Annotated in this window: 21 protein-coding genes; 11 read left to right on the top strand and 10 right to left on the bottom strand. The window is 69.5% G+C overall.

Going from position 1 to position 24,945, the window contains the following annotated elements:
• Positions 1-113: 113 nt before the first annotated feature.
• Positions 114-1,556 (bottom strand): CCA tRNA nucleotidyltransferase, encoded by a 1,443-nt coding sequence (locus tag ACIQAK_RS11550; protein ID WP_366388623.1) that lies wholly within the window; start codon positions 1,554-1,556, stop codon positions 114-116.
• Positions 1,557-1,737: 181 nt separating this feature from the next.
• On the opposite strand from ACIQAK_RS11550, the gene ACIQAK_RS11545 reads away from it, so the two are divergent.
• From ACIQAK_RS11545 to trxA, 7 genes are all read left to right on the top strand, one after another.
• A complete protein-coding gene (locus ACIQAK_RS11545; RefSeq protein WP_366388624.1) occupies positions 1,738-4,032 on the top strand; it encodes a DUF6049 family protein in 2,295 nt (764 codons plus the stop codon).
• A 50-nt stretch (positions 4,033-4,082) separates the two neighbouring features.
• The gene (gene murJ / locus ACIQAK_RS11540) at positions 4,083-6,239 is read left to right on the top strand and encodes a murein biosynthesis integral membrane protein MurJ (protein ID WP_366388625.1); all 2,157 of its coding nucleotides are present in this window, start codon (positions 4,083-4,085) and stop codon (positions 6,237-6,239) included.
• Positions 6,240-6,368: 129 nt separating this feature from the next.
• Positions 6,369-8,114 carry a protein kinase family protein gene (locus tag ACIQAK_RS11535; RefSeq protein ID WP_366388626.1) on the top strand — a complete coding sequence of 582 codons (1,746 nt, stop codon included), beginning with the start codon at positions 6,369-6,371 and terminating at the stop codon, positions 8,112-8,114.
• Between the two features lie 101 nt (positions 8,115-8,215).
• A complete protein-coding gene (gene sigM, locus ACIQAK_RS11530) occupies positions 8,216-8,932 on the top strand; it encodes an RNA polymerase sigma factor SigM (RefSeq protein WP_366388627.1) in 717 nt (238 codons plus the stop codon).
• The gene (locus tag ACIQAK_RS11525) at positions 8,929-9,930 is read left to right on the top strand and encodes a hypothetical protein (protein ID WP_366388628.1); all 1,002 of its coding nucleotides are present in this window, start codon (positions 8,929-8,931) and stop codon (positions 9,928-9,930) included. Before sigM ends, ACIQAK_RS11525 begins: the two co-directional genes overlap by 4 nt.
• A gap of 115 nt (positions 9,931-10,045) precedes the next feature.
• Positions 10,046-11,017, top strand: coding sequence for a thioredoxin-disulfide reductase (gene trxB / locus ACIQAK_RS11520; RefSeq protein WP_366388629.1), 972 nt, complete (start codon positions 10,046-10,048; stop codon positions 11,015-11,017).
• Between the two features lie 39 nt (positions 11,018-11,056).
• Positions 11,057-11,389, top strand: coding sequence for a thioredoxin (gene trxA / locus ACIQAK_RS11515; RefSeq protein ID WP_073875187.1), 333 nt, complete (start codon positions 11,057-11,059; stop codon positions 11,387-11,389).
• Positions 11,390-11,472: 83 nt separating this feature from the next.
• Here trxA and ACIQAK_RS11510 read toward each other — a convergent pair whose 3' ends face one another.
• The 9 genes from ACIQAK_RS11510 to rpmH form a co-directional block, all read right to left on the bottom strand.
• On the bottom strand, positions 11,473-12,090 hold the full coding sequence (locus tag ACIQAK_RS11510) for a GNAT family N-acetyltransferase (RefSeq protein ID WP_366388630.1): 618 nt from the start codon (positions 12,088-12,090) through the stop codon (positions 11,473-11,475).
• Positions 12,091-12,413: 323 nt separating this feature from the next.
• On the bottom strand, positions 12,414-13,493 hold the full coding sequence (locus ACIQAK_RS11505) for a ParB/RepB/Spo0J family partition protein (protein WP_366388631.1): 1,080 nt from the start codon (positions 13,491-13,493) through the stop codon (positions 12,414-12,416).
• Positions 13,490-14,566, bottom strand: a complete 1,077-nt coding sequence (locus tag ACIQAK_RS11500; RefSeq protein WP_366388632.1) for a ParA family protein — start codon at positions 14,564-14,566, stop codon at positions 13,490-13,492. The genes ACIQAK_RS11505 and ACIQAK_RS11500 overlap by 4 nt, the downstream gene beginning before the upstream one ends.
• 319 nt (positions 14,567-14,885) lie before the next feature.
• Positions 14,886-15,602 carry a 16S rRNA (guanine(527)-N(7))-methyltransferase RsmG gene (gene rsmG, locus ACIQAK_RS11495; RefSeq protein ID WP_366388633.1) on the bottom strand — a complete coding sequence of 239 codons (717 nt, stop codon included), beginning with the start codon at positions 15,600-15,602 and terminating at the stop codon, positions 14,886-14,888.
• A gap of 109 nt (positions 15,603-15,711) precedes the next feature.
• Positions 15,712-16,224 carry a R3H domain-containing nucleic acid-binding protein gene (locus ACIQAK_RS11490; protein WP_093686794.1) on the bottom strand — a complete coding sequence of 171 codons (513 nt, stop codon included), beginning with the start codon at positions 16,222-16,224 and terminating at the stop codon, positions 15,712-15,714.
• 14 nt (positions 16,225-16,238) lie between these two features.
• Entirely contained in the window at positions 16,239-17,498 is a 1,260-nt protein-coding gene (gene yidC / locus ACIQAK_RS11485; RefSeq protein WP_366388634.1) for a membrane protein insertase YidC, read from the bottom strand.
• 3 nt (positions 17,499-17,501) lie between these two features.
• On the bottom strand, positions 17,502-17,861 hold the full coding sequence (yidD, locus tag ACIQAK_RS11480; RefSeq protein WP_366388635.1) for a membrane protein insertion efficiency factor YidD: 360 nt from the start codon (positions 17,859-17,861) through the stop codon (positions 17,502-17,504).
• Positions 17,858-18,229 (bottom strand): ribonuclease P protein component, encoded by a 372-nt coding sequence (gene rnpA, locus ACIQAK_RS11475; protein WP_073875176.1) that lies wholly within the window; start codon positions 18,227-18,229, stop codon positions 17,858-17,860. Before rnpA ends, yidD begins: the two co-directional genes overlap by 4 nt.
• 19 nt (positions 18,230-18,248) lie before the next feature.
• On the bottom strand, positions 18,249-18,386 hold the full coding sequence (gene rpmH / locus ACIQAK_RS11470; protein ID WP_003967884.1) for a 50S ribosomal protein L34: 138 nt from the start codon (positions 18,384-18,386) through the stop codon (positions 18,249-18,251).
• A gap of 381 nt (positions 18,387-18,767) precedes the next feature.
• Between rpmH and dnaA the strand changes: the two genes are divergently transcribed.
• The 4 genes from dnaA to recF all read left to right on the top strand — a co-directional run bounded on the left by dnaA (position 18,768) and on the right by recF (position 24,917).
• A complete protein-coding gene (gene dnaA, locus ACIQAK_RS11465) occupies positions 18,768-20,606 on the top strand; it encodes a chromosomal replication initiator protein DnaA (protein ID WP_366388636.1) in 1,839 nt (612 codons plus the stop codon).
• Between the two features lie 926 nt (positions 20,607-21,532).
• Positions 21,533-22,663 carry a DNA polymerase III subunit beta gene (dnaN, locus tag ACIQAK_RS11460; protein ID WP_366388637.1) on the top strand — a complete coding sequence of 377 codons (1,131 nt, stop codon included), beginning with the start codon at positions 21,533-21,535 and terminating at the stop codon, positions 22,661-22,663.
• A gap of 174 nt (positions 22,664-22,837) precedes the next feature.
• A complete protein-coding gene (gene gnd, locus ACIQAK_RS11455; protein WP_366388638.1) occupies positions 22,838-23,722 on the top strand; it encodes a phosphogluconate dehydrogenase (NAD(+)-dependent, decarboxylating) in 885 nt (294 codons plus the stop codon).
• A gap of 64 nt (positions 23,723-23,786) precedes the next feature.
• Positions 23,787-24,917, top strand: coding sequence for a DNA replication/repair protein RecF (recF, locus tag ACIQAK_RS11450; protein WP_366388639.1), 1,131 nt, complete (start codon positions 23,787-23,789; stop codon positions 24,915-24,917).
• Positions 24,918-24,945: the final 28 nt, after the last annotated feature.

Raw genomic sequence — 24,945 nt, 5'->3', positions numbered from 1 at the left:
CGGGTTTGGGGGGGGGGGCGTTGGGCGGTGGGTGTTTGACCCCCTTCAAACACCCCCCCCCCCCACAACCTGGGTGTGGGTGATGTTTCACGTGAAACATCACCCACACCGCCTCAGCTGTGGCCGGCCCACCATTCCTTGAGCGCGGTCACCACCGCGTCGCGCTCCATCGGACCGTGCTCCAGCCTCAGCTCCAGCAGGAACGCGTATGCCTTACCGATCACCGGGCCAGGGCCCACCCCGAGGATCTGCATGATCTCGTTGCCGTCCAGATCCGGGCGGATGGAGTCGAGCTCCTCCTGCTCCTGCAGCAGGGCGATCCGCTCCTCCAACCCGTCGTAGGTCCGGGAGAGGGCGTTCGCCTTGCGCTTGTTCCGGGTCGTGCAGTCCGACCGGGTCAGCTTGTGGAGGCGGTCGAGGAGCGGTCCGGCATCACGCACGTACCGGCGGACGGCGGAGTCGGTCCACTCGCCGTCTCCGTACCCGTGGAAGCGCAGATGGAGCTCCACCAGCTTCGACACGTCCTTGACCAGGTCGTTGGAGTACTTCAGCTCGGTCATGCGCTTCTTGGTCATCTTGGCGCCCACCACCTCGTGGTGGTGGAAGGACACCCGGCCGTCCTTCTCGAACCGGCGCGTCCGGGGCTTGCCGATGTCATGGAGCAGCGCGGCCAGCCGCAGGACGAGATCGGGGTCGTCCTCCTCCAGGTCGATGGCTTGCTCCAGGACGGTCAGCGAGTGCTCGTAGACATCCTTGTGCCGGTGATGCTCGTCACTCTCCAGCCGCAGCGCGGGGAGCTCGGGCAGCACGTGACCGGCCAGCCCGGTGTCCACGAGGAGCCCCAGGCCCTTGCGGGGGTGGCGGGAGAGGAGGAGCTTGTTGAGCTCCTCACGGACCCGCTCGGCGGAGACGATCTCGATCCGGCCGGCCATCTCCGTCATCGCGGTGATGACATCGGGGGCGACCTCGAAGTCCAGCTGCGCCGCGAACCGGGTGGCACGCAGCATGCGCAGCGGATCGTCCGAGAACGACGCCTCGGGCGTCCCCGGGGTGCGCAGCACCCGCTCGGCGAGATCCTTGAGGCCGCCGTGCGGGTCGATGAACTCCTTCTCCGGCAGCGCGACGGCCATCGCGTTGACCGTGAAGTCACGGCGCACGAGGTCGTCCTCGATGGAATCGCCGTAGGAGACCTCCGGCTTGCGCGAGGTCCTGTCGTACGCCTCCGACCGGTAGGTCGTGACCTCGATCTGGTAGCCGTCCTTCTGCGAACCGACGGTGCCGAAGGCGATCCCGACCTCCCACACCGCGTCGGCCCACGGACGGACGATGGTCAGTACGTCCTCGGGGCGGGCGTCGGTGGTGAAGTCCAGGTCGTTCCCGAGCCGGCCGAGCAGCGCGTCGCGGACCGAGCCGCCGACCAGCGCGAGACCGAATCCGGCCTCCTGGAAGCGGCGGGCGAGGTCGTCGGCGACCGGGGACACTCGCAGCAGCTCACTCACCGCGCGATGCTGCACCTGGCTCAGTGCACTGGCGTTCTCTTCGTTGGCGTTCGGCACAACAGAAAAGGGTACGTGCACGGACCGGCCGCGGCGTCATCGTTTATCCGGACCCTGCGGACCTCCCGCGATCTGTGGACCGGACCCCAGCACTTCGGCTCTCCGCACCTCGTTACCATGCGGGGACGCAGGACCGACAACGATCGACAGACTTCGATGACGACGAGGGACGGGTAGGCGCGTGGCCCAGGCGGCAGACATCCAGGGGATGCGTCCCTCTCCTGCCCGCCGATGGCTGCGGCGCACGGCCGCCGCGGTCCTCGGAGCTCCTCTGCTCGCCGGACTGCTGGCCGTTCCGGCCACCGGGAGCGCGGGGGCCGCCGAACCGGTGAAGGCCCCCCCGGTCTCCCGTACGGTCGATGTGTCCCTGGACACGCTCTCCCCCGCCGCCCCCGTGGAAGGGGACACCCTGACCGTCTCCGGGACGCTCACCAACAAGGGCAAGGAGACGATCGACGACGTCGAGGTCGACCTGCGGGTGGGCCCACGGCTCTCCGGCCGGGGAGAGGTCGACGACGCCGCCAAGCGCAAGGGTTACGGGCCGGGCGCCGACCCGGCCGCGATCGACGACAAGTACCAGGTGAAGATCCCGAAGCTCCCCAGGGGGATCGGCCAGAACTTCACGCTGACCGTTCCCGTCGACAAGCTGGACCTCGACGCGTCGGGCGTCTACCAGCTGGGGGTCTCGGTCTCCGGCCGTACCGCGGCCGCCCCCTTCGAGCAGGTGCTGGGCATCGAGCGCTCGTTCCTTCCCTGGCAGCCCGACGAGAGCGACAAGAGGACGAAGCTCACCTTCCTGTGGCCGCTGATCGCCTCCCCTCACGTCACCGCGGAGACGCGCTCGGACGAACAGCAGACGCCGGTGTTCACCGACGACTCCCTGGCGAAGGAGCTGGCGCCGGGCGGACGGCTGGAGCAGATGGTCGCCCTGGGCAGCCGCCTCCCCGTCACCTGGGTCATCGACCCGGACCTGCTGGCGAGTGCCGCCGCGATGGCCGGGACCTACGAGGTGAAGTCCGGTGACACGACCGTCCCGGGCAAGAACCAGGCCGTGGCCAGGCAGTGGCTCACCGCGCTGGAGAAGGTGGTGGAGGACGGCAAGGTGATCGCGCTGCCGTTCGCCGACCCTGACCTGGCCTCCATCGCCCACCGGGGCAAGGGCGTCTCCGGCACGCTCAGCCATCTGCAGAACGCCTCCACGGTGGGTGCCACTACGGTGGAGACCATCCTCCATGTGAAGCCGTCCACCGATTTCGCCTGGCCCCTGAACGGTGCGGTCGACCCGGGCATCGTGGATGTGGCGACCTCCGCGGGAGCCCACCATGTGATCGCCCGCAGCGACAGCTTCCGGGAGACCGGCAGCCTGCCGTACACCCCGACGGCGGCCCGGCCGATCGGTGGGGGCACCACCGCGGTCGTCACCGATCACCGGCTGTCGACCGCGTTCGACTACGACATGCTCCGGTCGGGCGCCTCGACCCTCGCGGTCCAGAAGTTCCTCGCGCAGACACTCGCGCTCAACGAGCAGGCGCCGGACAACGAACGCAGCGTCGTCGTGGCACCTCAGCGGATGCCCACGGCCGCCCAGGCGCAGTCGATGGCCCGCGCCCTGGAGGCCCTGTCGGGCGACCGTTGGACGCAGCCGCAGGACCTGGTCGCCGCCTCCGAGGAGAAGCCGGACCCGCTGGCGACCACCAAGGTGCCGCGGGCCTACGCGTACCCGAAGAAGCTCCGCGACCAGGAGCTGCCCACCCAGGCGTTCCAGGACATCCGGACCACCCAGGGGTCCGTCGACAGCTTCGAGACCATCCTCACGCAGCCCGAGCGCGTGGTGACTCCCTTCGGCAACGCGGTCAACCGCTCGATGTCGACGTCCTGGCGGGGCCACCCCCAGGACGCCCAGGACTACCGCGACGACGTGCTCAAGCACCTGAAGAACCTCACCGGTGAGGTCCAGCTGATCGACAAGTCGGATGTCACGCTCTCCGGCCGCAGCGCGACGATCCCGGTCACGGTGCAGAACAAGCTGGTGCAGGGGGTCGACCGGCTCGTCCTGCGGCTGACCTCGGACAACATCCGTCTGAAGTTCAACGACGACGGCACGAAGGCCGAACTGCCGGTCCGGATCGCGGGCGGGCACAGCCAGTCGGTGAAGTTCGACACGGCGACCAGCGCCAACGGGCGGGCCCAGGTGACCGCCCGGCTCTTCACCGAGGACGGCACGCCGTACGGCGAGGAGATGACCTTCACCGTGAAGGTCTCCGAGGTCACGCCCACCGTCCTGCTCGTCATCGCCGGCGGACTGCTGCTCCTGGTGCTGGCCGGGGTCAGGATGTACAGCCATCGCAAGCGCACCGTGGCAAGCGACACGGCCGAAGGCGACGGTGGCGGACCCGAGCAGCCGAGTGACCCGACCCCGGACACCGGACCGGAAAGCGGGGCCCCGTCGGGAACGGGTGAGAAAGTGGACCGTTGAGCGATGTCTGGCGTGGCCGGTCGGCCGGGGACGATGAGGTAGGGGTTTCGATGAACGCGCCGTACGACGGTGACCGCGGCCAGGGCGCCGGCGGAGCGGGGTCCCCGTCCGGGCCCCCGGTTCCTCCGGACGCGGGCCAGGACGGCCGGCAGATGCCGCCCGACCCGTATCTCCAGCACGCCTACGAGGACGACCCCTACCGGGCACAGGACCTCGCGGCCCAGGACCCGGTGGGCGAGGCGCTCTACGACCGGGCGTCCCACCCGCCGCCTCCCCCCGGCACCTACCAGGATCCGCAGGCGCTCTACCAGCAGCCGCCCGCTGCCCCGTACGCCCCCGACCCGCGCATCTGGGCCCAGACCCCGCCTCCCGAGCCCTCGGGGCCCTCCCGCCATCTCCCGTACGGCGACCGTCCGGCGACCACGCAGTTCGTCGGTGTCGACGACCTGGTCACCCGGGCGTCGGACGACCGGCAGGAGCCGGACGCCTTCGCGCACCTCTTCCGGGACCAGGAGGGGTCGGGGAAGCCCCTGGGCCCGCCCGAGCCGGAACCCATGCCCGCGCCCGCGAAGAGCGGCGGCAAGGTCTCCGGACTGCTCAAGTCCAGCGCGGTCATGGCCGCCGGCACCCTCGTCTCCCGGCTCACCGGCTTCGTCCGCTCGCTGGTGATCACCGCGGCTCTCGGCGCCGCGCTGCTCGGTGACAGCTTCACCATCGCGTACACCCTGCCGACCATGATCTACATCCTCACCGTCGGCGGCGGCCTCAACTCGGTCTTCGTCCCGCAGCTCGTCCGCGCCATGAAGGACGACGAGGACGGTGGCGAGGCCTTCGCCAACCGGCTGCTGACCCTGGTGATGGTCGCGCTCGGGCTGATCGTGGCCATCGCGGTCCTCGTCGCCCCGACACTGATCCACCTGCTGTCGCCCACCATCGCGAACGATGTGGCGGCCAACAGTGTCGCCGTCACCTTCGCCCGGTACTGCCTGCCCACCATCTTCTTCATGGGCGTGCACGTGGTGATGGGTCAGATCCTCAACGCCCGGGGCAAGTTCGGCGCGATGATGTGGACCCCGGTCCTCAACAACATCGTCATGATCATCACGTTCGGCCTCTTCATCTGGGTCTACGGCACCTCCGCCGAATCCCGGATGGGCGTGGACACCATCCCGGCGGAAGGCGTCCGGCTGCTGGGCATCGGCACCCTGCTCGGACTCACCGTCCAGGCGCTGGCGATGATCCCCTACCTGCGCGAGGCGGGTTTCCGCTTCCGCCCCCGCTTCGACTGGAAGGGCCACGGACTCGGCAAGACGGTCAAGCTGGCCAAGTGGACCGTGCTGTTCGTCCTGGCCAACCAGGCGGGCGTCCTGGTCGTCACCCAGCTGTCCACGGCGGCCGGCGCGGCTTCCGGCCAGGACGGCACCGGGTTCCTGGCCTACTCCAACGCCCAGCTGATCTGGGGCATGCCGCAGGCCATCATCACCGTCTCCGTCATGGCCGCGCTGCTGCCCCGCATCTCGCGCGCCGCCCACGACAACGACCCCGGCGCGGTCCGGGACGACATCTCGCAGGGGCTGCGCAACTCCGCCGTCGCCATCGTCCCGGTCGCCTTCACCTTCCTCGCGCTCGGCCTGCCGATGTGCACCCTGCTGTACGCCTCCAGCGGCGCCGAGGCCGCCCGGTCCATGGGCTTCATCCTGATGGCGTTCGCCCTCGGCCTGATCCCGTACTCCGTGCAGTACGTCGTGCTCCGCGGCTTCTACGCGTACGAGGACACCCGAACCCCCTTCTACAACACGGTCATCGTGGCCGCAGTCAACGCTGCCGCCTCCGCCCTCTGTTACGTCGTCCTGCCCGCGCGCTGGGCCGTCGTCGGCATGGCCTTCTCCTACGGTCTGGCCTACGCGGTCGGCGTCGGCGTCGCCTGGCGGCGGCTGAGCACCCGTCTCGGCGGAGACCTGGACGGGGCGCACATCGTGCGGACCTATGCCCGGCTCTGCATGGCGGCGGTGCCCGCGGCCGTCATCGGAGGCGGCATCGGATTCGCGATCCTCGAACTTCTCGGCACCGGCGCACTCGGCTCACTGGCGGCGCTGGTCTGCGGCGGCATCGCCCTCATGGGCATCTTCTTCGTCGCGGCGAAGAAGATGCGTATCGAAGAGGTCAACGGCCTGGTCGGCATGGTCCGTGGACGGCTCGGTCGCTGAATGAGCGCACGGCCGCACAACCTTCGCCGGACTCCGCGTGTCGTGGATAGCGCCGGAGTGTGGGCACAATTGGCGTGACTGTGGCGAGCTGGCCGGCTTCGCGCAACGGATGGGGAGGCAGGAACGACGGTGGCGGAACGTAGCACGGCTGCCGTCGACGTGGCCGACAACGGCGGCGACGAGCCGCTGGCCGCCAAGGCGGACGAGACCACGAACGACGGAACGGCAGAAGCCGAGGACACCGAGGGCGCGAGCCCCGGGAAGCCCGAGAACCCCGAGGGTCACGACGGCGGGCGGGCACGTTCCGAGGCCGTTTCGGCGACCCCCGATGTGCACAGCGGCCACAAACTGGCCGGGCGCTACCGGCTGGAGGAGTGCGTCACCCGTCTGGACGGCTTCAGCAGCTGGCGGGCGGTCGACGAGAAACTGCGCCGCGCGGTAGGCGTTCACCTGCTGCCCGCGAACCACCCCCGGGCCCGCTCCGTGCTGGCCGCGGCCCGTTCGTCCGCCCTGCTCGGCGACCCCCGCTTCGTCCAGGTACTGGACGCTGTCGAGGAGAACGACCTCGTCTATGTCGTCCATGAATGGCTCCCGGACGCCACCGAGCTCACCGCTCTGCTGGCCGCCGGACCGATGGACGCCCACGACGCCTACCAACTCGTCAGCCAGCTCTCCCACGCGATGGCCGCGGCCCACCGCGAGGGCCTGACGCACCTTCGCCTCACCCCCGGTGCCGTACTGCGCAGCTCCACCGGCCAGTACCGCATCCGCGGCCTCGCGGTGAACGCCGCCCTGCGGGGCGTCACCTCCGAACGCCCCCTGCGTCAGGACACCGAGGCGATCGGCGCGCTCCTGTACGCGGCGCTGACCAAGCGCTGGCCGTACGAGAGCGACGCGTACGGCCTCTCCGGGCTGCCCAAGGGCATGGGGCTCATCGCCCCTGACCAGGTCCGCGCCGGCGTCCACCGCGGCCTCTCCGAACTCGCCATGCGGGCGCTAGCCAACGACGGGGCCACCGCCTCCCGGCAGGAGCCGCCCTGCACGACGCCGGACGAACTGGCCAAGGCGGTCGCGGCCATGCCGCGCGTCCTGCCACCGGAGCCCACGTTCGCCGCTCAGCCCGTCTACCAGCAGCCCGTGTACCAGCGGACGACCTATCAGCAGGGCACCTACGGGCGGCCGCCCAGCCACCCGTCGTCCGTGCCTCAGCCGGTACTGGCAGCCCCTCCGGCGCCGCTCCAGAGCCGTACCGGGCGGGTGCTCAAGTGGACGGTCTCGGCGCTCCTGATCGCCGCTCTCGGCCTCGGCAGCTGGCAGCTCGCGGAGACCCTGCTCGACCAGCGCAAAGGCTCCGACGACGCCGACGTCACCCGGACGACCGAGGACGAGAAGGAACCGGCTCTCGCCCCGCCCGAGCCGCTGACCATCGCGGGGGCCACCGAGTTCATGCCCGACGGTTCGGGGATACAGCAGGGGGACGTACCGAACGTCATCGATGACAGCTCCGCCACCTCCTGGGTGACCCCCCGCTACCAGGGCTTCCCCAACTTCGGGAACCTCCCCCAGCGTCGGCAGGGCAGCGGGATCATCGTCGACCTGGGGAAGGTCCAGGACGTCCGCGCCGTCGACATCGAGCTGTACCGCAGCGGTCAGACCACCGCGGTGTCGGCCGCCGGGCCGGATGCCTCGTCACCGTCCTCGTCGGCCGACTTCTCCCAGCGGATCGTCGAGAAGAAGGTCGCGGGGAAGACGCTCGAGGCAAAGCTGGAGAAGCCCGTCCGGACGCGCTACCTCCTGGTCCACATCACCGAGCTGCCCGCGGACGGCACCGGCGGCTATCGCGGCGGGATCACCGGCATCTCCGTCCTCGGCTGATCAGGAGTTGGTGTGGAGACTCCGCACCGGCCCCTGATCACCGGGTGCGCCGCCCGTTAATGTGGCACATGACATCGGATCCGGTTCGGAGGGGGAGCACGGTGGATTCCGTTCCACCAGAGGCACCGGGCGACTCGGACCTGCTCGCCCTCCATGTGGCGGGCGACCCCGACGCCTTCGGTGAACTCGTACGCCGCCACCGCGACCGGCTGTGGGCGGTGGCGCTGCGCACCCTCGGGGACAGGGAAGAGGCGGCCGACGCCGTCCAGGACGCCCTCGTCTCCGCCTTCCGCGCCGCCCACACCTTCCGCGGCCAGTCCGCCGTCACGACCTGGCTGCACCGCATCACCGTCAACGCCTGCCTCGACCGGGTCCGCAAGGCCGCCTCCCGCAAGACGTCACCGGTGGACGACGCGGAGCGGCTGGACCAGCTCCTGGAACCCCACGAGTCGGCCGAGGCCCCGGCCGAACGGCAGGACCTGCACCGCCAGCTCATCGCCGCCCTGGCAACCCTTCCCGCCGAACAGCGCGCGGCCCTCGTCCTGGTCGACATGCAGGGCTATCCCGTCGCGGAGGCCGCCACCATCCTGGACGTACCCACCGGCACCGTGAAGAGCCGATGCGCCCGGGGGCGGGCGAGACTGGTGCCCCTGGTCCAGCACCTGCGCGGCGGGACCGGCAACGAGGACCCCGACGCGGAGACCCGCACCACCGGAAGGAACCGGACGCCCGGTCCATCCGTCCCACCTGCGTCAGGGCCGAAGGACGCAGGAGCGATCGATTCTGCCGCTGCAAAGGGAGGAGGTGGACACCCGTGACATCCACGACCGACACGGCTCAGCACCCGGAGGTCTCCGAGATCTCCGACTTCACCGAGGGGCTGCTCACCCCCTCCCGTACGGCGGAGGTCCGGCGCCACCTAGCGCAGTGCGCGTTGTGCGTGGAGGTACGCGACTCCCTGGAGGAGATCCGCGGCCTGCTCGGCACCCTGCCGGACCCCGATCCGATGCCCGACGACATCGCCACCCGTATCGACGCGGCGCTCGCCGCCGAGGCCCGTACGGACGCCATCGCCGACGAACCGGCCGATGCCTCCCGAGCCGTCGCGTCGGCACGCCGTGCCGGGGTTGCACGTGAGAACGTCGATGTTTCACGTGAAACATCGACCGCGGAGACCGGTGACGCGTCCTCCGCGACGCCCCGGACCGGCTCCTCCCCGGACCGCCCGGCCGGCCGCCCTCAGAGCGCCACGGGGCCCGGCCGCCGTCCCACTCGTCGTCGCCGTACGGTAATCCTGGGCACCGCGTGCGGCGCCGCTCTCATCGGCATGAGCGTCTTCTTCCTGCAGAACCTGTCGTCGTCACAGGACTCCTCGGGTTCGTCGGCCGACCGTGCGGTCAGCGCATCCGAGAGCGGGGCGCACAGCTACTCCCCGGACACGCTCGAGACCGAGGTCCAGAACCTCCTGGCCGGCGGTGCGAGCACCGAGGAGTACCACGGGCAGAAGCAGTCACCGAACGCGGAGGAGCGAGCGGTGCCGGAACGGGAGACTCCCGACGCCGCCCCCTCCAGCAACCCGCTGAGCGCACCCGCGGTCGCCGTACCCCCCTGCGTCCAGCAGGCGACCAGCCGCACCACACCGGCCTTGGCCCTCGACGAGGGGACCTACCAGGGGACGGACTCCTTCCTGGTCGTCCTCCCGCATCAGAGCGATCCCGCTCGTGTACAGGCCTACGTGGTGGCCGCCTCCTGCGTGGACGCCGCTCCCGGGTCTCCGGGTCGGCTGCTGCACACGCAGGCCTACGACCGCCCCTGAGGACCGCTACGGCACGTTGGGAATGCATCACCCGTAGGATCCGTTGGGTGGGGTGAGAGTCGTTGAACCGACCCCCGTAGGCAGTAGGCAGTCTGCAGAGACGAGGAAGAAACCCGTGAGCGACGTCCGTAATGTGATCATCATCGGCTCCGGACCGGCCGGGTACACCGCCGCGCTGTACACCGCCCGCGCCTCACTGAGCCCGCTGGTCTTCGAGGGCGCGGTCACGGCTGGCGGTGCGCTGATGAACACCACCGACGTGGAGAACTTCCCCGGCTTCCAGGACGGCATCATGGGCCCCGAGCTCATGGACAACATGCGGGCGCAGGCCGAGCGCTTCGGCGCCGAGCTGGTCCCCGACGACGTCGTCGCCGTCGACCTCACCGGTGAGGTCAAGACCGTCACCGACACGGCGGGCACCGTGCACCGTGCCAAGGCCGTCATCGTGACCACCGGCTCCCAGCACCGCAAGCTCGGCCTGCCCAACGAGGATGCCCTCTCCGGACGCGGTGTCTCCTGGTGCGCCACCTGCGACGGCTTCTTCTTCAAGGACCACGACATCGCCGTGGTCGGCGGCGGTGACACGGCGATGGAGGAGGCGACCTTCCTCTCCCGTTTCGCCAAGTCCGTCACGATCGTCCACCGCCGCGACACCCTGCGCGCCTCGAAGGCGATGCAGGACCGCGCCTTCGCCGACCCGAAGATCAGGTTCGCGTGGGACAGCGAGGTCGCCGAGGTCAAGGGCGAGCAGAAGCTCTCGGGCCTGACCCTGCGGAACACCAAGACCGGCGAGACCTCCGAACTCCCCGTGACCGGCCTCTTCATCGCCGTCGGACACGACCCGCGCACCGAGCTCTTCAAGGGCCAGCTGGAGCTCGACGACGAGGGGTACCTGAAGGTGGAGGCTCCCTCCACCCGCACCAACCTGACCGGTGTCTTCGGCGCCGGAGACGTGGTCGACCACACCTACCGGCAGGCCATCACCGCCGCGGGCACCGGCTGCTCCGCGGCGCTGGACGCCGAGCGCTTCCTCGCCGCCCTGGCCGACGTGGAGCCCGCCGAGCCGGAGAAGACCCCGGCAGTCTGAACATCCCCACCGCCCACCCGAGAGACTAAGGAGGCCGCCGTGGCCGGCGACCTGAAGCACGTTACCGACGACACGTTCGACGATGTCGTCCTCAAGAGCGAGAAGCCCGTTCTGGTCGACTTCTGGGCTGCCTGGTGCGGCCCGTGCCGTCAGATCGCCCCCTCGCTGGAGGCGATCGCCGCGGAGCACGGCGACCAGATCGAGATCGTCAAGCTCAACATCGACGAGAACCCGGCCACCGCCGCCAAGTACGGCGTGATGTCCATCCCTACCCTGAACGTCTACCAGGGCGGCGAGGTCGCCAAGACCATCGTCGGCGCCAAGCCGAAGGCCGCGATCCTCCGCGACCTCGAAGGCTTCATCACCAAGTAACACCGCTCCGGCGCGATGTTTCACGTGAAACGGGCCCACCCTCGCACCGAGGGTGGGCCCGTCCACGTAGCGGTGGGGCTCGATCAGAGCGGTCGCAGCGCCGGTTCCTTCTGCACAGCTCCCAGAAGGCGGTCGAGCGCCATCTCGACGTCCTCCTTCCAGGAGAGCGTCGTCCGCAGTTCCAGTCGCAGCCGCGGATACCGGGGATGCGGCCGCACGGTCTTGAAGCCGACGGCCAGCAGGTGGTCCGCCGGGAGCACACAGCCGAGCTCCCCCGTACCGGCGTCCCCGAACGCCTCGATCGCTTTGAAGCCCCGGCGCAGTACATCCTTGGCCACCGTCTGCACCATGACGCGGCCGAGCCCCTGACCCTGGTACCCCGGAACGATCACCCCGGTAATGAGCTGTACGGCATCGGGGGAGACCGGGCTGGTGGGGAATGCCGTCGAGCGCGGGACATAGGCCGGCGGCGCATAGAGAACGAACCCCACCGGGACATCGTCCACATAGACCACCCGGCCGCAGGAGCCCCACTCCAGGAGCACCGCGGAGATCCAGGCTTCCTTCTCCGGCCCCGGCTTGCCCGCCTTTACCGCGGCTTCCCCGCTGACCGGGTCAAGCTCCCAGAAGACACACGCACGGCAGCGCTCGGGGAGATCCTGAAGGTTGTCCAGGGTGAGCGGCACAAGCCGACGTCCCATGGCGGCGATTCCTCACTTCCCTCGCGCGCCGCATCGCGTGCGGCCGCCAGCGCGTTCCGTTCGTGGAACAGACCGCCGACGAATCCCCCGACGGCTCCCAGGCCCAGCCCGACCGTCACCAGTCGGCTGCGGCTCACTGTTCGCAAGGTACCCGCCCTCCTCCGAGGTCGATCACCGTGGATGCGCCATCCCAGATCGCATCGTATCCACCCAGAGGTGATGCGGATACCGAGAGAGGGCAAAGGGCGGGCCGCGTACCGGTGAGCACCGGTACGCGGCCCGCCCCTTGTGCGGTCCTCGCCGTCAGGAGGATCCTGTGCGGCTCAGCTCTCGTCGTCCCCGTCGGGCGCCTCGGCGAGCTTGCGCTCCAGCACGCGTCCCTCGCCCGGGGCGAGCGAACCGAGAATCCGGTCCAGGTCCTCCATCGAGGCGAACTCGACGGTGATCTTCCCCTTCTTCTGACCCAGGTCGACCTTCACCCGGGTCTCGAAGCGGTCGGAGAGCCGGGTCGCCAGATCGGTCAGCGCGGGGGACAGCCGCCCGCCTGCCCGGGGACCCTTCGGCTTCGGCGAGCTCGAGGGACGCGAACCCATGAGCGTCACGATCTCCTCGACCGCGCGGACCGAGAGCCCCTCCGCCACGATGCGGTGGGCCAGCCGGTCCTGCTCCTCGGAGTCGTCCACCGACAACAGAGCCCGGGCGTGGCCGGCCGAGAGAACGCCCGCGGCCACCCGACGCTGCACCGGCGGCGAGAGCCGCAGCAGCCGAAGCGTGTTGGAAACCTGGGGCCGGGACCGTCCGATCCGGTCGGCCAGCTGGTCATGGGTGCACTTGAAGTCCTTCAGAAGCTGGTCGTACGCGGCAGCCTCTTCCAGCGGGTTCAGCTGAGCCCGGTGAAGGTTCTCCAGCAGCGCGTCCAGGAGGAGCTTCTCGTCGTCGGTGGCCCGGACGATGGTCGGAATCCGCTCCAGACCCGCTTCGCGGCAGGCCCGCAGACGGCGCTCACCCATGATGAGCTCGTAGCGGTCCGTCCCCACCTTGCGGACGACGACCGGCTGGAGCAGACCCACCTCCTTGATGGAGGTGACCAGCTCGGCCAGGGCGTCCTCGTCGAACACCTCACGGGGCTGGCGGGGGTTCGGCGTGATCGCACCGATGGGCAGCTCGGCGAAGTACGCACCGGAGCTCCCCGCCTCCTGGTCCGGCGTGGACGCCGGCTCCGGCACCACGGGCGAGGTCGGGAGAGCGGTCACCTTCGCGGCCGCCACCCCCCGTTCCGCCGTCAGGACCGGCCCCCCGCCGGCCGCCGAACCGCCTCCGGGCGCCGGTACCTGCTTCTCCTGCGGAGCGGCGGGGATCAGCGCACCGAGCCCACGCCCCAGCCCTCTACGTCGCTCACTCACTGAATGCCCTCCGAAACGTTCTGCTGGCTGTTCTGCGTGCTGGTGTGGGCGTGCTGGGCCTCGTAGTGCACCCCGACACCCCGCAGGGCGATCTCCCGGGCGGCTTCGAGGTAGGAGAGCGCGCCACTGGATCCGGGATCGTAGGTCAGCACGGTCTGCCCGTAGCTCGGCGCCTCCGAGATGCGCACGGACCGCGGGATGCTCGTCCTCAGCACCTCCTTGCCGAAGTGCGTACGGACCTCCTCGGCGACCTGGGAAGCGAGCCTGGTCCTGCCGTCGTACATCGTCAGGAGGATCGTCGAGACATGCAGCTCGGGGTTCAAGTGGCCCCGCACCAGGTCGACGTTCCGCAGCAGCTGCCCCAGCCCCTCCAGCGCGTAGTACTCACACTGGATGGGGATCAGCACCTCGGCCCCGGCGACCATCGCGTTCACCGTGAGCAGGCCGAGGGAGGGAGGGCAGTCGACGAGGATGTAGTCCAGCGGCTGCTCGTACGCCTGGATGGCCCGCTGGAGCCGACTCTCCCGCGCCACCAGCGACACGAGCTCGATCTCCGCACCGGCGAGATCGATGGTGGCGGGGGCGCAGAAGAGGCCTTCGACGTCCGGGACGGGCTGAACCACTTCGGAGAGTGGGCGGCTCTCCACGAGGACGTCATAGATGGAAGGGACGTCGGAGTGGTGATCGATCCCCAGGGCCGTGGAGGCGTTGCCCTGGGGGTCGAGGTCGACCACCAGGACACGCGCACCGTGCAGGGCCAGCGAAGCAGCGAGGTTGACCGTCGTGGTCGTCTTGCCGACTCCACCCTTCTGGTTGGCCACCACCATGACGCGCGTCCGGTCAGGGCGAGGCAGCCCCTCACCGGCGCGGCCGAGGGCCTCGACCGCCAGCTGGGCGGCACGACCGATGGGGGTGTCGTCCATCGGCGGCGGTGTTTCACGTGAAACACCCTCCCCCACGGACTCGCTTCGGGGACCGGGGACCGGATCGGTCATCGGTCCCGCGATGTTGGCGTCGGACCGCAACGATTCACTCTCCTCGACTACAGGCTCGCAATGAGCAGAGCCTGCCATGCTTTCGGGGTCGTGAACCAGCGAGGCCCGCTGTTCTGTGGATGAATCGGCGTGTGTGGACAACTCGGTAGCCCGTACGGGCTGGCGGTCGCGCGGTGTGGCAGCCGCACGACCGCGGCCGATGATTCCCTGCAGCAGAGAGCGACGTTTCACGTGAAACACGATGCCCCCGCACCGCGTCTACCAGGTCACGACACTCCGCAGGGGGTACGTATGGCCGCTTTCCCGACATTTCCCTGCTGGACGGCAAGGATCGCCGGGAAGGGCTCCCGCCCGACCTCCCCAGGTCGTGTCCCCCCGTGGCGCGGCCGCCCGCCCCTCAGCGGCGTCGGCGGGTACGTCCCACCCGTGCGGCCTTGGCCCTCTTTGCGGCGAACCTCACACCGCCCGGGCTCTCGCCCACCACCACCCGTACCACCGTGGACAGCGGATCGACCACGCCCTCACCGACCTGGAGCACCTCGGTCTCCAGCACACCGAGCTTGCTCAGGGCGGCCCGGGCCCCGTTGATCTCCTCGTCGGCCGTGTCGCCCTTCAGCGCGAGCATCTCGCCGTAGGGGCGGAGCAGGGGCACACCCCAGCCCGCGAGCCGGTCCAGCGGCGCCACCGCACGGGCGGTCACCACGTGGACGGGCTGGAGCGTCCCGAGGACCTCCTCGGCCCTCCCGCGCACCACCGTCACATGGTCCAGGCCGAGCAGCTCGACGACCTCCTGGAGGAAGTTCGTCCGCCGCAGCAGCGGCTCCAGCAAGGTGATCTTGAGGTCCGGGCGGACCAGCGCGAGCGGGATGCCGGGCAGGCCGGCGCCCGAGCCCACATCGCAGACCGTGACACCTTCCGGCACCACCTCGGAGAGCACCGCGCAGTTCAGCAGGTGCCGCTCCCACAGCCGCGGCACCTCGCGGGGTCCGATCAGGCCCCGCTTCACCCCGGCATCGGCGAGCAGCTCCGCGTACCGGACAGCCTCCGGGAAGAGCTCTCCGAATACCGCCCGCGCCTCTTCAGGTGCCTGGGGGAGCTCTGCAGCGTCCGTCACGGGGACCGTCCTTCCGTACCGCACTAGCGCACTGGGGGTGGCTGACTATCAGGCTGACAAAGATCGGCCCCGCCTGCGAACAGACGGGGCCGACAGTACAAGGATCCGGTCAGGCCGGGAGAACGACGACGAAGCGCTGCGGCTCCTCGCCCTCCGACTCGCTCCGGAGACCGGCTGCGGCGATCGCGTCGTGCACGACCTTGCGCTCGAACGGCGTCATCGGGTCCAGCTTGACCGGCTGCCCCGAGGTCTTGACGTCGTTGGCGGCCTTGGCACCCAGCTCGGCGAGGATCTCCCGCTTCTTGGCCCGGAAGCCGCCGATGTCCAGCATCAGACGGCTGCGGTCGCCGGTCTCGCGGTGAACCGCCAGCCGGGTCAGCTCCTGGAGCGCCTCCAGCACCTCACCGTCGCGGCCCACGAGCTTCTGGAGTTCACGCGCCGAGTCGCTGATGATCGAGACCGCGGCCCGGTCCGCCTCGACGTCCATGTCGATGTCGCCGTCGAGATCGGCGATGTCGAGCAGGCCCTCAAGGTAGTCGGCTGCGATCTCCCCCTCCTGCTCCAGGCGGGTCAGGGTGTCGCTGCCCTCAGCGGCGGCCGTGGAGGTGGTGCCTTCCGTCACGGGTGGACTCCTTCTTACTTCTTGGACGGGTGCTTGGGCCGCTGCGGACCCTTGCGCTGTCCGGACTTGGCTTGGCGTGAGGAGCCGGAGGCGGGCTTGCCCGCCGACGTCGGCTTGTCGTCCTGCGATGCGTCCCGCTTCTGGAGCGAGGTCTTGGAGCCGACCGCGGGCTCGTCCTTGGACGTGCCGGAGGCGGTGGCGGCCGTCTGGCGCTTCGCCTTGGTCTGGCGCTTGGGCTGCTGGCGCTTGGAAGCCGCACCGCCCTCGGCCTCGATGACGGCCGTTTCGCTCTTCTGGACGGTGCCGTCCTCCTGCGCCGCGAGACCCTTCTTGCTCAGCCCGGTGATGAACTTGCGCTCGATGTCGTTGCGGTCGGGCCCCTTGGCCACGATCGCCTTGACGGTCCTGCGCTGCGTCCGCCCACGGACCTGACCACGGGAGTCCACGGTCTTGAGCACCCGCTGGAGGTAGGCGTCCTGGGCCTTGCTGCCCGGCGTCGGGTTCTGGTTGATCACGTACATCTGCTGACCCATGGTCCAGACGTTCGTGGTCAGCCAGTAGACGAGGACACCGACGGGGAAGTTGACGCCCATCACGGCGAAGATGACCGGGAAGATGTACATCAGCATCTTCTGCTGCTGCATGTACGGGGTCTTCACCGTCAGGTCGACGTTCTTCGTCATCAGCTGGCGCTGGGTGAAGAACTGCGAGGCCGACATCAGCACGATCATGACCGCGGTGACGACGCGGACGTCCAGCAGCGTGGCGTCGAGCGAGTTGATCTTCTCGACGCTGTCCGTGAACTTCGCGGCCAGCGGTGCGCCGAAGATGTGGGCCTGACGGGCGCTGTCGAGCAGGTCCTGGTTGATCGCGCCGATCTTCTTGCCCGAGGCGATGGACGACAGCACGTGGTACAGGGCGAAGAAGAACGGGGACTGCGCCAGGATAGGAAGGCACGAGGAGAGCGGGTTGGTGCCCGTCTCCTTGTACAGCTTCATCATCTCTTCGGACTGACGCTGCTTGTCGTTCTTGTAGCGCTCCTGGATCGCCTTCATCTTCGGCTGGAGCACCTGCATGTTGCGGGTCGACTTGATCTGCTTCACGAAGAGCGGGATCAGGCAGATCCGGATCAGCACCACCAGGGACACGATGGACAGTCCCCAGGCCCACCCGGAGTCATCGCCGAACAGCGCTCCGTAGACCTTGTGGAACTGGACGATGACCCACGAGACAGGTGTGGTGATAAAGCTGAACAGACTGGCAATCGTGTCCACTAATCAGGCTCCTTGAGCATTGGGCGAGGTCTCTGTGGCCGGGCTCGGAGGTTCGGAGACCGACCCCCCGGACGGCACATCAGCGGCGGGCTCCCCGCCCTTGCCGCCGCGCAGGCCGTTGCGCAGCAGCTCGTGCCACCGCGGACGCTTGCGTTGCGGGACATGGTCCACACCGCCGGGTGACCACGGATTGCACCGCAGGATGCGCCAAGCGGTCAGCGCTGTTCCCTTGATCGCACCGTGCCGGTCGATAGCCGTATATCCATAGTGGGAACACGACGGGTAGTAGCGGCAGACAGGCCCGAGGAGTGGGCTGATCGTCCACTGGTACAGCTTGATGAGGGCAAGCAGCGGGTACTTCATCTCGCGCCCCCTCCCAGCAACCGCTGAAGGGCGGCATCCAGGTCTCGGGCCAGCTGTGCATGGTCGGCGTCGCCCGCACCGGGCAGCGCTCGTACGACAACAAGGCTACCGGGGGGCAGCTGTGCCAGCCGGTCGCGGACCAGGTGGCGAAGCCTCCGCTTCACCGCGGTGCGGACGACCGCGCCTCCCACCGCCTTGCTGACGACGAAACCCGCACGCGGCGGGGGAACAGTCTCCCCTGTCACGTGCGGGTCCGTTTCACCGCTGCGTAGATGGACGACGAGCAGTGGACGTCCGGCTCGACGTCCTCGTCGTACCGCGGTCGCGAAGTCCTCGCGCCGCCTCAGCCGATTCTCGGTAGGCAGCACGTCATGGACCTGTAAGCGATCAGGCGGACAGGCTGCTGCGGCCCTTGCCGCGGCGGTTCGCGAGGATCGCACGGCCGGCACGGGTACGCATGCGCAGACGGAAGCCGTGGGTCTTGGCGCGACGGCGGTTGTTCGGCTGGAAGGTGCGCTTGCTCACTCGGGGGCTCCAGAAATGATTCGTGTCTTGGCGGGACATCGCCTGGCTGTCACCGTGCGCCCACGAGGAACTCGCGTAAACGCCTTAGTGCACCGCTTCACAATCACAGATCGTGATCTTTGCCCATCGGAGGCAGGCGGCAGCAGCCATCGACAACTCGACCTGGTCACGGTACGCGCGGCTACGCCATCCGGTCAAACCGGCTCCGCGCGACCCCCCATTGTGCACAGCCTGTGGACAACAACTTGAACCGCGCGGCCCGGCCTGACTACCGTGGCTGAACTCCGGTTCTTTTCCTTCCCGACTGCCGGGCCTCACCCGTCCCGACCCATCCCGTCCCGAGAACCACACATTCGTGGGACATGCGAGAGAGCGTGCCTTGTGGCTGACGTACCTGCCGATCTTGCCGCAGTGTGGCCACGCGTGCTGGAGCAACTCCTCGGGGAGGGCCAGCAGGGCATCGAGCCGAAGGACGAGCAGTGGATCGAGCGCTGCCAGCCGCTGGCACTCGTCGCCGACACCGCACTCCTGGCCGTCCCCAACGAATGGGGCAAGCGCGTGCTCGAGGGCCGGCTCGCGCCGCTCATCAGCGAGACGCTGACGCGGGAGTGCGGCCGCCCCATCCGGATCGCGATCACCGTCGACGACTCCGCGGGTGAACCGCCCTCCCCGCCGGCGCCCCCGATGCACTCGTCGCACCAGGGCCAGCAGGGCCACCGCTACCAGGGCCAGCAGCGCGACGACGCGCACAACGACGGGTACGACGGATACGGCCACCGCCCCTCCGACGACGGCATGCCGACGGCCCGCCCGGCCTACCCCGACTACCAGCAGCAGCGCCCCGAGCCGGGCGCCTGGCCGCGCACCCAGGACGACCTCTCCTGGCAGCAGCCGCGGCACGGCGGCTACCAGGACCGCGAGCAGCCCTCGTCCGACACCTACCGCGAGACCGAGTCGTACCGCGAGCAGCCCTCCGAGCAGTGGCGCGAGCCGTACGGCAGCGGCCGGCCCCAGCAGCCGCAGCACGACTACCGGTCGCAGCCGCCCGAGCGCCAGGGGTACGAGCAGCAGCGCGACCGGCACGACCAGCAGCACCGACAGGGCGGCCCCGGCCCCGGGCGCACCGGCGGCTCGGTCACCGGACCGATGGGCGCCCAGCCGGCGCCCGCGCCGGGACCGGGTGAACCGCACGCCCGGCTCAACCCGAAGTACCTCTTCGACACCTTCGTCATCGGCGCCTCCAACAGGTTCGCGCACGCCGCGGCCGTCGCCGTCGCCGAGGCGCCCGCCAAGGCGTACAACCCCCTCTTCATCTACGGGGAGTCGGGGCTCGGCAAGACCCACCTGCTGCACGCGATCGGGCACTACGCGCGCAGCCTCTACCCGGGCACCCGGGTGAGGTACGTGAGCTCGGAGGAGTTCACCAACGAGTTCATCAACTCGATCCGCGACGGCAAGGGCGACACCTTCCGCAAGCGGTACCGCGATGTCGACATCCTCCTGGTCGACGACATCCAGTTCCTGGCGAGCAAGGAGTCGACGCAGGAGGAGTTCTTCCACACCTTCAACACGCTGCACAACGCGAACAAGCAGATCGTGCTCTCCTCGGACCGGCCGCCCAAGCAGCTGGTGACGCTGGAGGACCGGCTGCGCAACCGCTTCGAGTGGGGCCTGACCACCGACGTCCAGCCGCCCGAGCTGGAGACCCGTATCGCCATCCTCCGTAAGAAGGCGGTGCAGGAGCAGCTGAACGCGCCCCCGGAGGTCCTGGAGTTCATCGCCTCACGGATCTCGCGCAACATCCGTGAGCTGGAGGGCGCCCTGATCCGGGTGACGGCCTTCGCCTCCCTCAACCGACAGCCGGTGGACCTCGGCCTGACCGAGATCGTGCTCAAGGACCTGATCCCGGGCGGTGAGGAGTCGGCACCGGAGATCACCGCGCCGGCCATCATGGCGGCCACCGCGGACTACTTCGGCCTCACGGTGGAGGACCTCTGCGGATCCTCGCGCAGTCGGGTCCTGGTGACGGCCCGCCAGATCGCCATGTATCTGTGCCGGGAGCTCACCGACCTCTCGCTGCCGAAGATCGGCGCGCAGTTCGGCGGCCGTGACCATACGACGGTGATGCACGCGGACCGGAAGATCCGGGCGCTGATGGCGGAGCGCCGGTCCATCTACAACCAGGTCACCGAGCTCACCAACCGCATCAAGAACGGCTGACGCCGACCCCTCAGCTGTCACAGGGCCGCACAGCGCGCTCGAAAGGCGCCTCGCAACGACCTCCCACGGTCCGCGCGAGGCGCCTTTCGTCGTCCCTGTGGTCGTTCCCGGGAGCTCCTGCGGCTCCGGCAGCGGACACCGGCACCCCGGCCCTGTTCGAATACGGGCTGCTCAGAGCCTCTTCTCCACAGATGTGCGGGAAATCTTCCGTCCACAGCCTGGGGACCAGGAAGTTGTCCCTATTGCGTCCACAGGACCCGCTGCCGATACTCCATCAGGCCAGGTCACGTGGTTGGGGATTTGTGGTCAACCGTGATCCACAGCCTGTGGACAGAATTCTCGTCCACAGGAGGCTCCCGTAGTTGTCCACCGTCGACCCACAGGCTGGACGGTGTTGTCCCCAGCTTCACCCTGCTTCTCCACACCTTCGTCCACTGTTCGGCAACGCAACACCCGCTCTCACCGCCCGGAGTGAAAGGCGTCACACCAAGCTGCCTGATTGGGCTGTGGGGAACGGGGGTAAACCTGGGGACGGGCCTGGGGAGAAGTGGCCCCCTCCTGTGCATCGGGTGTGCAGAACTTTCGCCCGTCCACAGAAAGCCCTGGTTGTCCACCGGTGCCGCCCACAGGGTCGGTGGACAAAAAACAGGCGCTGAGCTGCGCAAACGACGTTATCCACGGTTTCCACAGGGCCTACTACTACTACCACTCAGAGTTAGCCAGGAATCCGCTTCGAAGTGGGGCCTGTGTACAACTCGACCGGCGACCGCCTCGCAGCGTTTTGCTCGACTTGACCCCGAGCAGCAACGACTGTCGGTGCCGTGCGTCAGACTGGACCCCGGAGCCACCCCGGCCGTCGGCAGGGAGCTCCGGTCCAGACGACGAAGGCCAGCAGGGCGAGCGAGCAACAGCAGGAGGCGGTTCCGGTGAAGATCCGGGTGGAGCGCGATGTACTCGCGGAGGCGGTGGCCTGGGTGGCCCGCAGCCTCCCGGCCCGTCCGCCGGCGCCCGTTCTCGCGGGCCTTCTGCTGAAGGCCGAGGACGGGGCCCTCTCCTTCTCCAGCTTCGACTACGAGGTCTCGGCCAAGGTCTCCGTGGACGCGGAGATCGACGAGGACGGCACGGTGCTCGTCTCCGGCCGGCTGCTCGCCGACATCTGCCGCGCCCTGCCGAACCGCCCGGTGGAGATCTCCACGGACGGTGTACGGGCCACGGTGGTCTGCGGCTCCTCGCGCTTCACCCTCCACACACTGCCTGTGGAGGAGTACCCGGCGCTGCCGCAGATGCCGACCGCCACGGGCACCGTTCCCGGTGAGGTCTTCGCCTCCGCCGCCGCCCAGGTCGCCATCGCCGCCGGCCGCGACGACACGCTGCCCGTGCTGACCGGTGTGCGCATCGAGATCGAGGGCGACACCGTCACCCTCGCGTCCACCGACCGCTACCGCTTCGCGGTCCGCGAGTTCCTCTGGAAGCCGGAGGACCCGGAGGCCTCCGCGGTCGCCCTGGTGCCCGCCAAGACGCTCCTGGACACCGCCAAGGCGCTCACCAGCGGTGACACGGTCACCCTGGCGCTCTCCGGCTCCGGCGCCGGTGAGGGGCTGATCGGTTTCGAGGGCGCGGGACGCACGACGACCACCCGGCTGCTCGAAGGCGACCTGCCCAAGTACCGCACGCTCTTCCCCACCGAGTTCAACTCGGTCGCGGTCATCGAGACGGCCCCCTTCGTCGAGGCCGTCAAGCGCGTGGCCCTGGTCGCCGAGCGCAATACACCCGTCCGGCTCAGCTTCGAGCAGGGCGTGCTGATCCTGGAGGCCGGTTCCAGTGACGACGCACAGGCTGTGGAGCGCGTCGACGCGGTGCTGGAGGGCGACGACATCTCGATCGCCTTCAACCCGACGTTCCTGCTGGACGGACTGAGCGCGATCGACTCCCCGGTCGCCCAGCTCTCCTTCACCACGTCCACCAAGCCCGCCCTGCTCAGCGGCCGCCCGGCCGTGGACGCCGAGGCGGACGACGCGTACAAGTACCTGATCATGCCGGTGCGCCTGTCCGGCTGATCCGGCCGATCAGCCCGTCGGCCCTCACCGGCCGCGGACGACGCCTTCGCGGCGGTTCCCGGTGGGCCCGTTCGGCGCGGAGCGGGCCCACGACGCTGTCGCCGGCCGGGCGTAGGCTCGGTCCAGGGCGGAAAACGCCCCGACGCTATCGCCACGACGCTTAAGGAATCTCTGATGGAGCTCGGTCTCGTCGGCCTCGGCAAGATGGGCGGCAACATGCGCGAGCGCATCCGCCGCGCAGGCCACACCGTCATCGGTTACGACCGCAACCCGGATGTCGCCGATGTCCACAGTCTCGAAGAGCTTGTGGGCAAGCTGAAGGGCCCGCGGGTCGTCTGGGTCATGGTCCCGGCCGGTGCCGCGACGCAGTCCACGATCGACGAGCTCGCCGATCTGCTCTCGCCCGGCGACGTCGTCGTCGACGGCGGGAACTCGCGCTGGACCGACGACGAGAAGCACGCCGTCGAGCTGGGCATCAAGGACATCGGCTTCGTCGACTGCGGCGTCTCCGGCGGTGTCTGGGGCCTGGAGAACGGCTACGCGCTGATGTACGGCGGCACCGAGGCGAACGTGGCGAAGGTCCAGCCGATCTTCGACGCACTCAAGCCCGAGGGCGACTTCGGCTCCGTCCACGCGGGCAAGGTCGGCGCCGGCCACTTCGCCAAGATGGTCCACAACGGCATCGAGTACGCCATGATGCAGGCCTACGCCGAGGGCTGGGAGCTGCTGGAGAAGGTCGACTCCGTCACCGATGTGCGCGAGGTCTTCCGCTCCTGGCAGGAGGGGACGGTCATCCGTTCCTGGCTGCTGGACCTCGCGGTCAACGCCCTGGACGACGACGAGCACCTGGAGAAGCTCCGGGGCTTCGCCGCCGACTCGGGCGAGGGCCGGTGGACGGTGGAGGCCGCGATCGACAACGCGGTGCCGCTGCCCGCGATCACGGCGTCGCTGTTCGCGCGGTTCGCCTCGCGCCAGGACGACTCGCCGCAGATGAAGATGATCGCCGCGCTGCGCAACCAGTTCGGCGGCCACGCGGTCGAGTCCAAGTCCGAGAACTGACCGGACCGCCGGTCCCGCGCCGGCGTCACACATCTGCGAAGCACTGTCGGGAGAGGTCGGCCACATGCACGTCACCCATCTCTCCTTGGCCGACTTCCGCTCGTACGCCCGGGTCGAGGTCCCTCTCGACCCGGGCGTCACCGCGTTCGTGGGGCCCAACGGGCAGGGCAAGACCAATCTCGTCGAGGCGATCGGCTATCTCGCCACCCTCGGCAGCCACCGGGTCTCCTCGGACGCCCCCCTGGTGCGAATGGGCGCCGAGCGGGCCGTGATCCGCGCCGCGGTGACCCAGGGCGAGCGCTCGCAGCTGATCGAACTGGAGCTCAATCCCGGCCGCGCCAACCGGGCCCGTATCAACCGGTCCTCACAGGTCAGACCACGCGACGTGCTCGGGATCGTACGGACGGTGCTGTTCGCGCCGGAGGACCTGGCCCTGGTCAAGGGCGACCCCGGGGAGCGGCGGCGGTTCCTGGACGAGCTGATCACCGCGCGCTCGCCCCGGATGGCCGGGGTCCGCTCCGACTACGAGCGGGTCCTCAAGCAGCGCAACACCCTGCTGAAGTCCGCCGCGATGGCCCGTCGGCACGGCGGCCGGTCCATGGACCTGTCCACCCTCGACGTCTGGGACCAGCACCTGGGCCGGGTCGGCGCCGAGCTGCTCGCGCAGCGCCTGGACCTGATCGCCACGCTCCAGCCGCTGGCCGACAAGGCGTACGGGGACGTGGCGCCGGGCGGCGGCCCCGTGACGCTGGAGTACCGCAGCTCGGTGGGCGAGGACATCGACCCCGGACGTACCCGCGACGAGCTGTACGAGCAGCTGATCGCGGCGCTCGTCGGGGTCCGCAAGCAGGAGATCGAGCGCGGGGTGACGCTCGTGGGCCCGCACCGGGACGACCTGGTGCTCGGCCTGCGGTCGATGCCCGCGAAGGGGTACGCGAGCCACGGCGAGTCCTGGAGCTACGCGCTGGCGCTGCGGCTCGCCTCGTACGAGCTGCTGCGCGCCGAGGGCAACGAGCCGGTGCTGGTGCTGGACGACGTCTTCGCCGAGCTGGACGCCCGTCGCCGGGAGCGGCTGGCGGAGTTGGTGGCCCCGGGCGAGCAGGTGCTGGTGACGGCCGCGGTGGCGGAGGACGTCCCGGGCGTGCTGGCGGGGGCGCGGTACGCGGTGTCGGCGGGCGAGGTGGAGCGGGTATGACCGGCCGGGGCGAGGAGCCGGGGGGCGC

The sequence above is a fragment of the Streptomyces sp. NPDC088706 genome, from assembly GCF_044752765.1.
Classification (GTDB): Bacteria; Actinomycetota; Actinomycetes; order Streptomycetales; family Streptomycetaceae; genus Streptomyces.
The sequence above is the reverse complement of the archived record's forward strand: the minus strand, read 5'-3'. Positions and strand labels throughout refer to the sequence as shown.

Excerpts from the sequence above, each read along its gene's own strand:
- murJ (WP_366388625.1), top strand. The coding sequence starts at position 4,083 with ATGAACGCGCCGTACGACGGTGACCGCGGCCAGGGCGCCGGCGGAGCG.
- ACIQAK_RS11510 (WP_366388630.1), bottom strand. The coding sequence starts at position 12,090 with ATGGGACGTCGGCTTGTGCCGCTCACCCTGGACAACCTTCAGGATCTC.
- ACIQAK_RS11500 (WP_366388632.1), bottom strand. The coding sequence starts at position 14,566 with ATGGCAGGCTCTGCTCATTGCGAGCCTGTAGTCGAGGAGAGTGAATCG.
- yidD (WP_366388635.1), bottom strand. The coding sequence starts at position 17,861 with ATGAAGTACCCGCTGCTTGCCCTCATCAAGCTGTACCAGTGGACGATC.
- gnd (WP_366388638.1), top strand. The coding sequence starts at position 22,838 with ATGGAGCTCGGTCTCGTCGGCCTCGGCAAGATGGGCGGCAACATGCGC.
- recF (WP_366388639.1), top strand. The coding sequence starts at position 23,787 with ATGCACGTCACCCATCTCTCCTTGGCCGACTTCCGCTCGTACGCCCGG.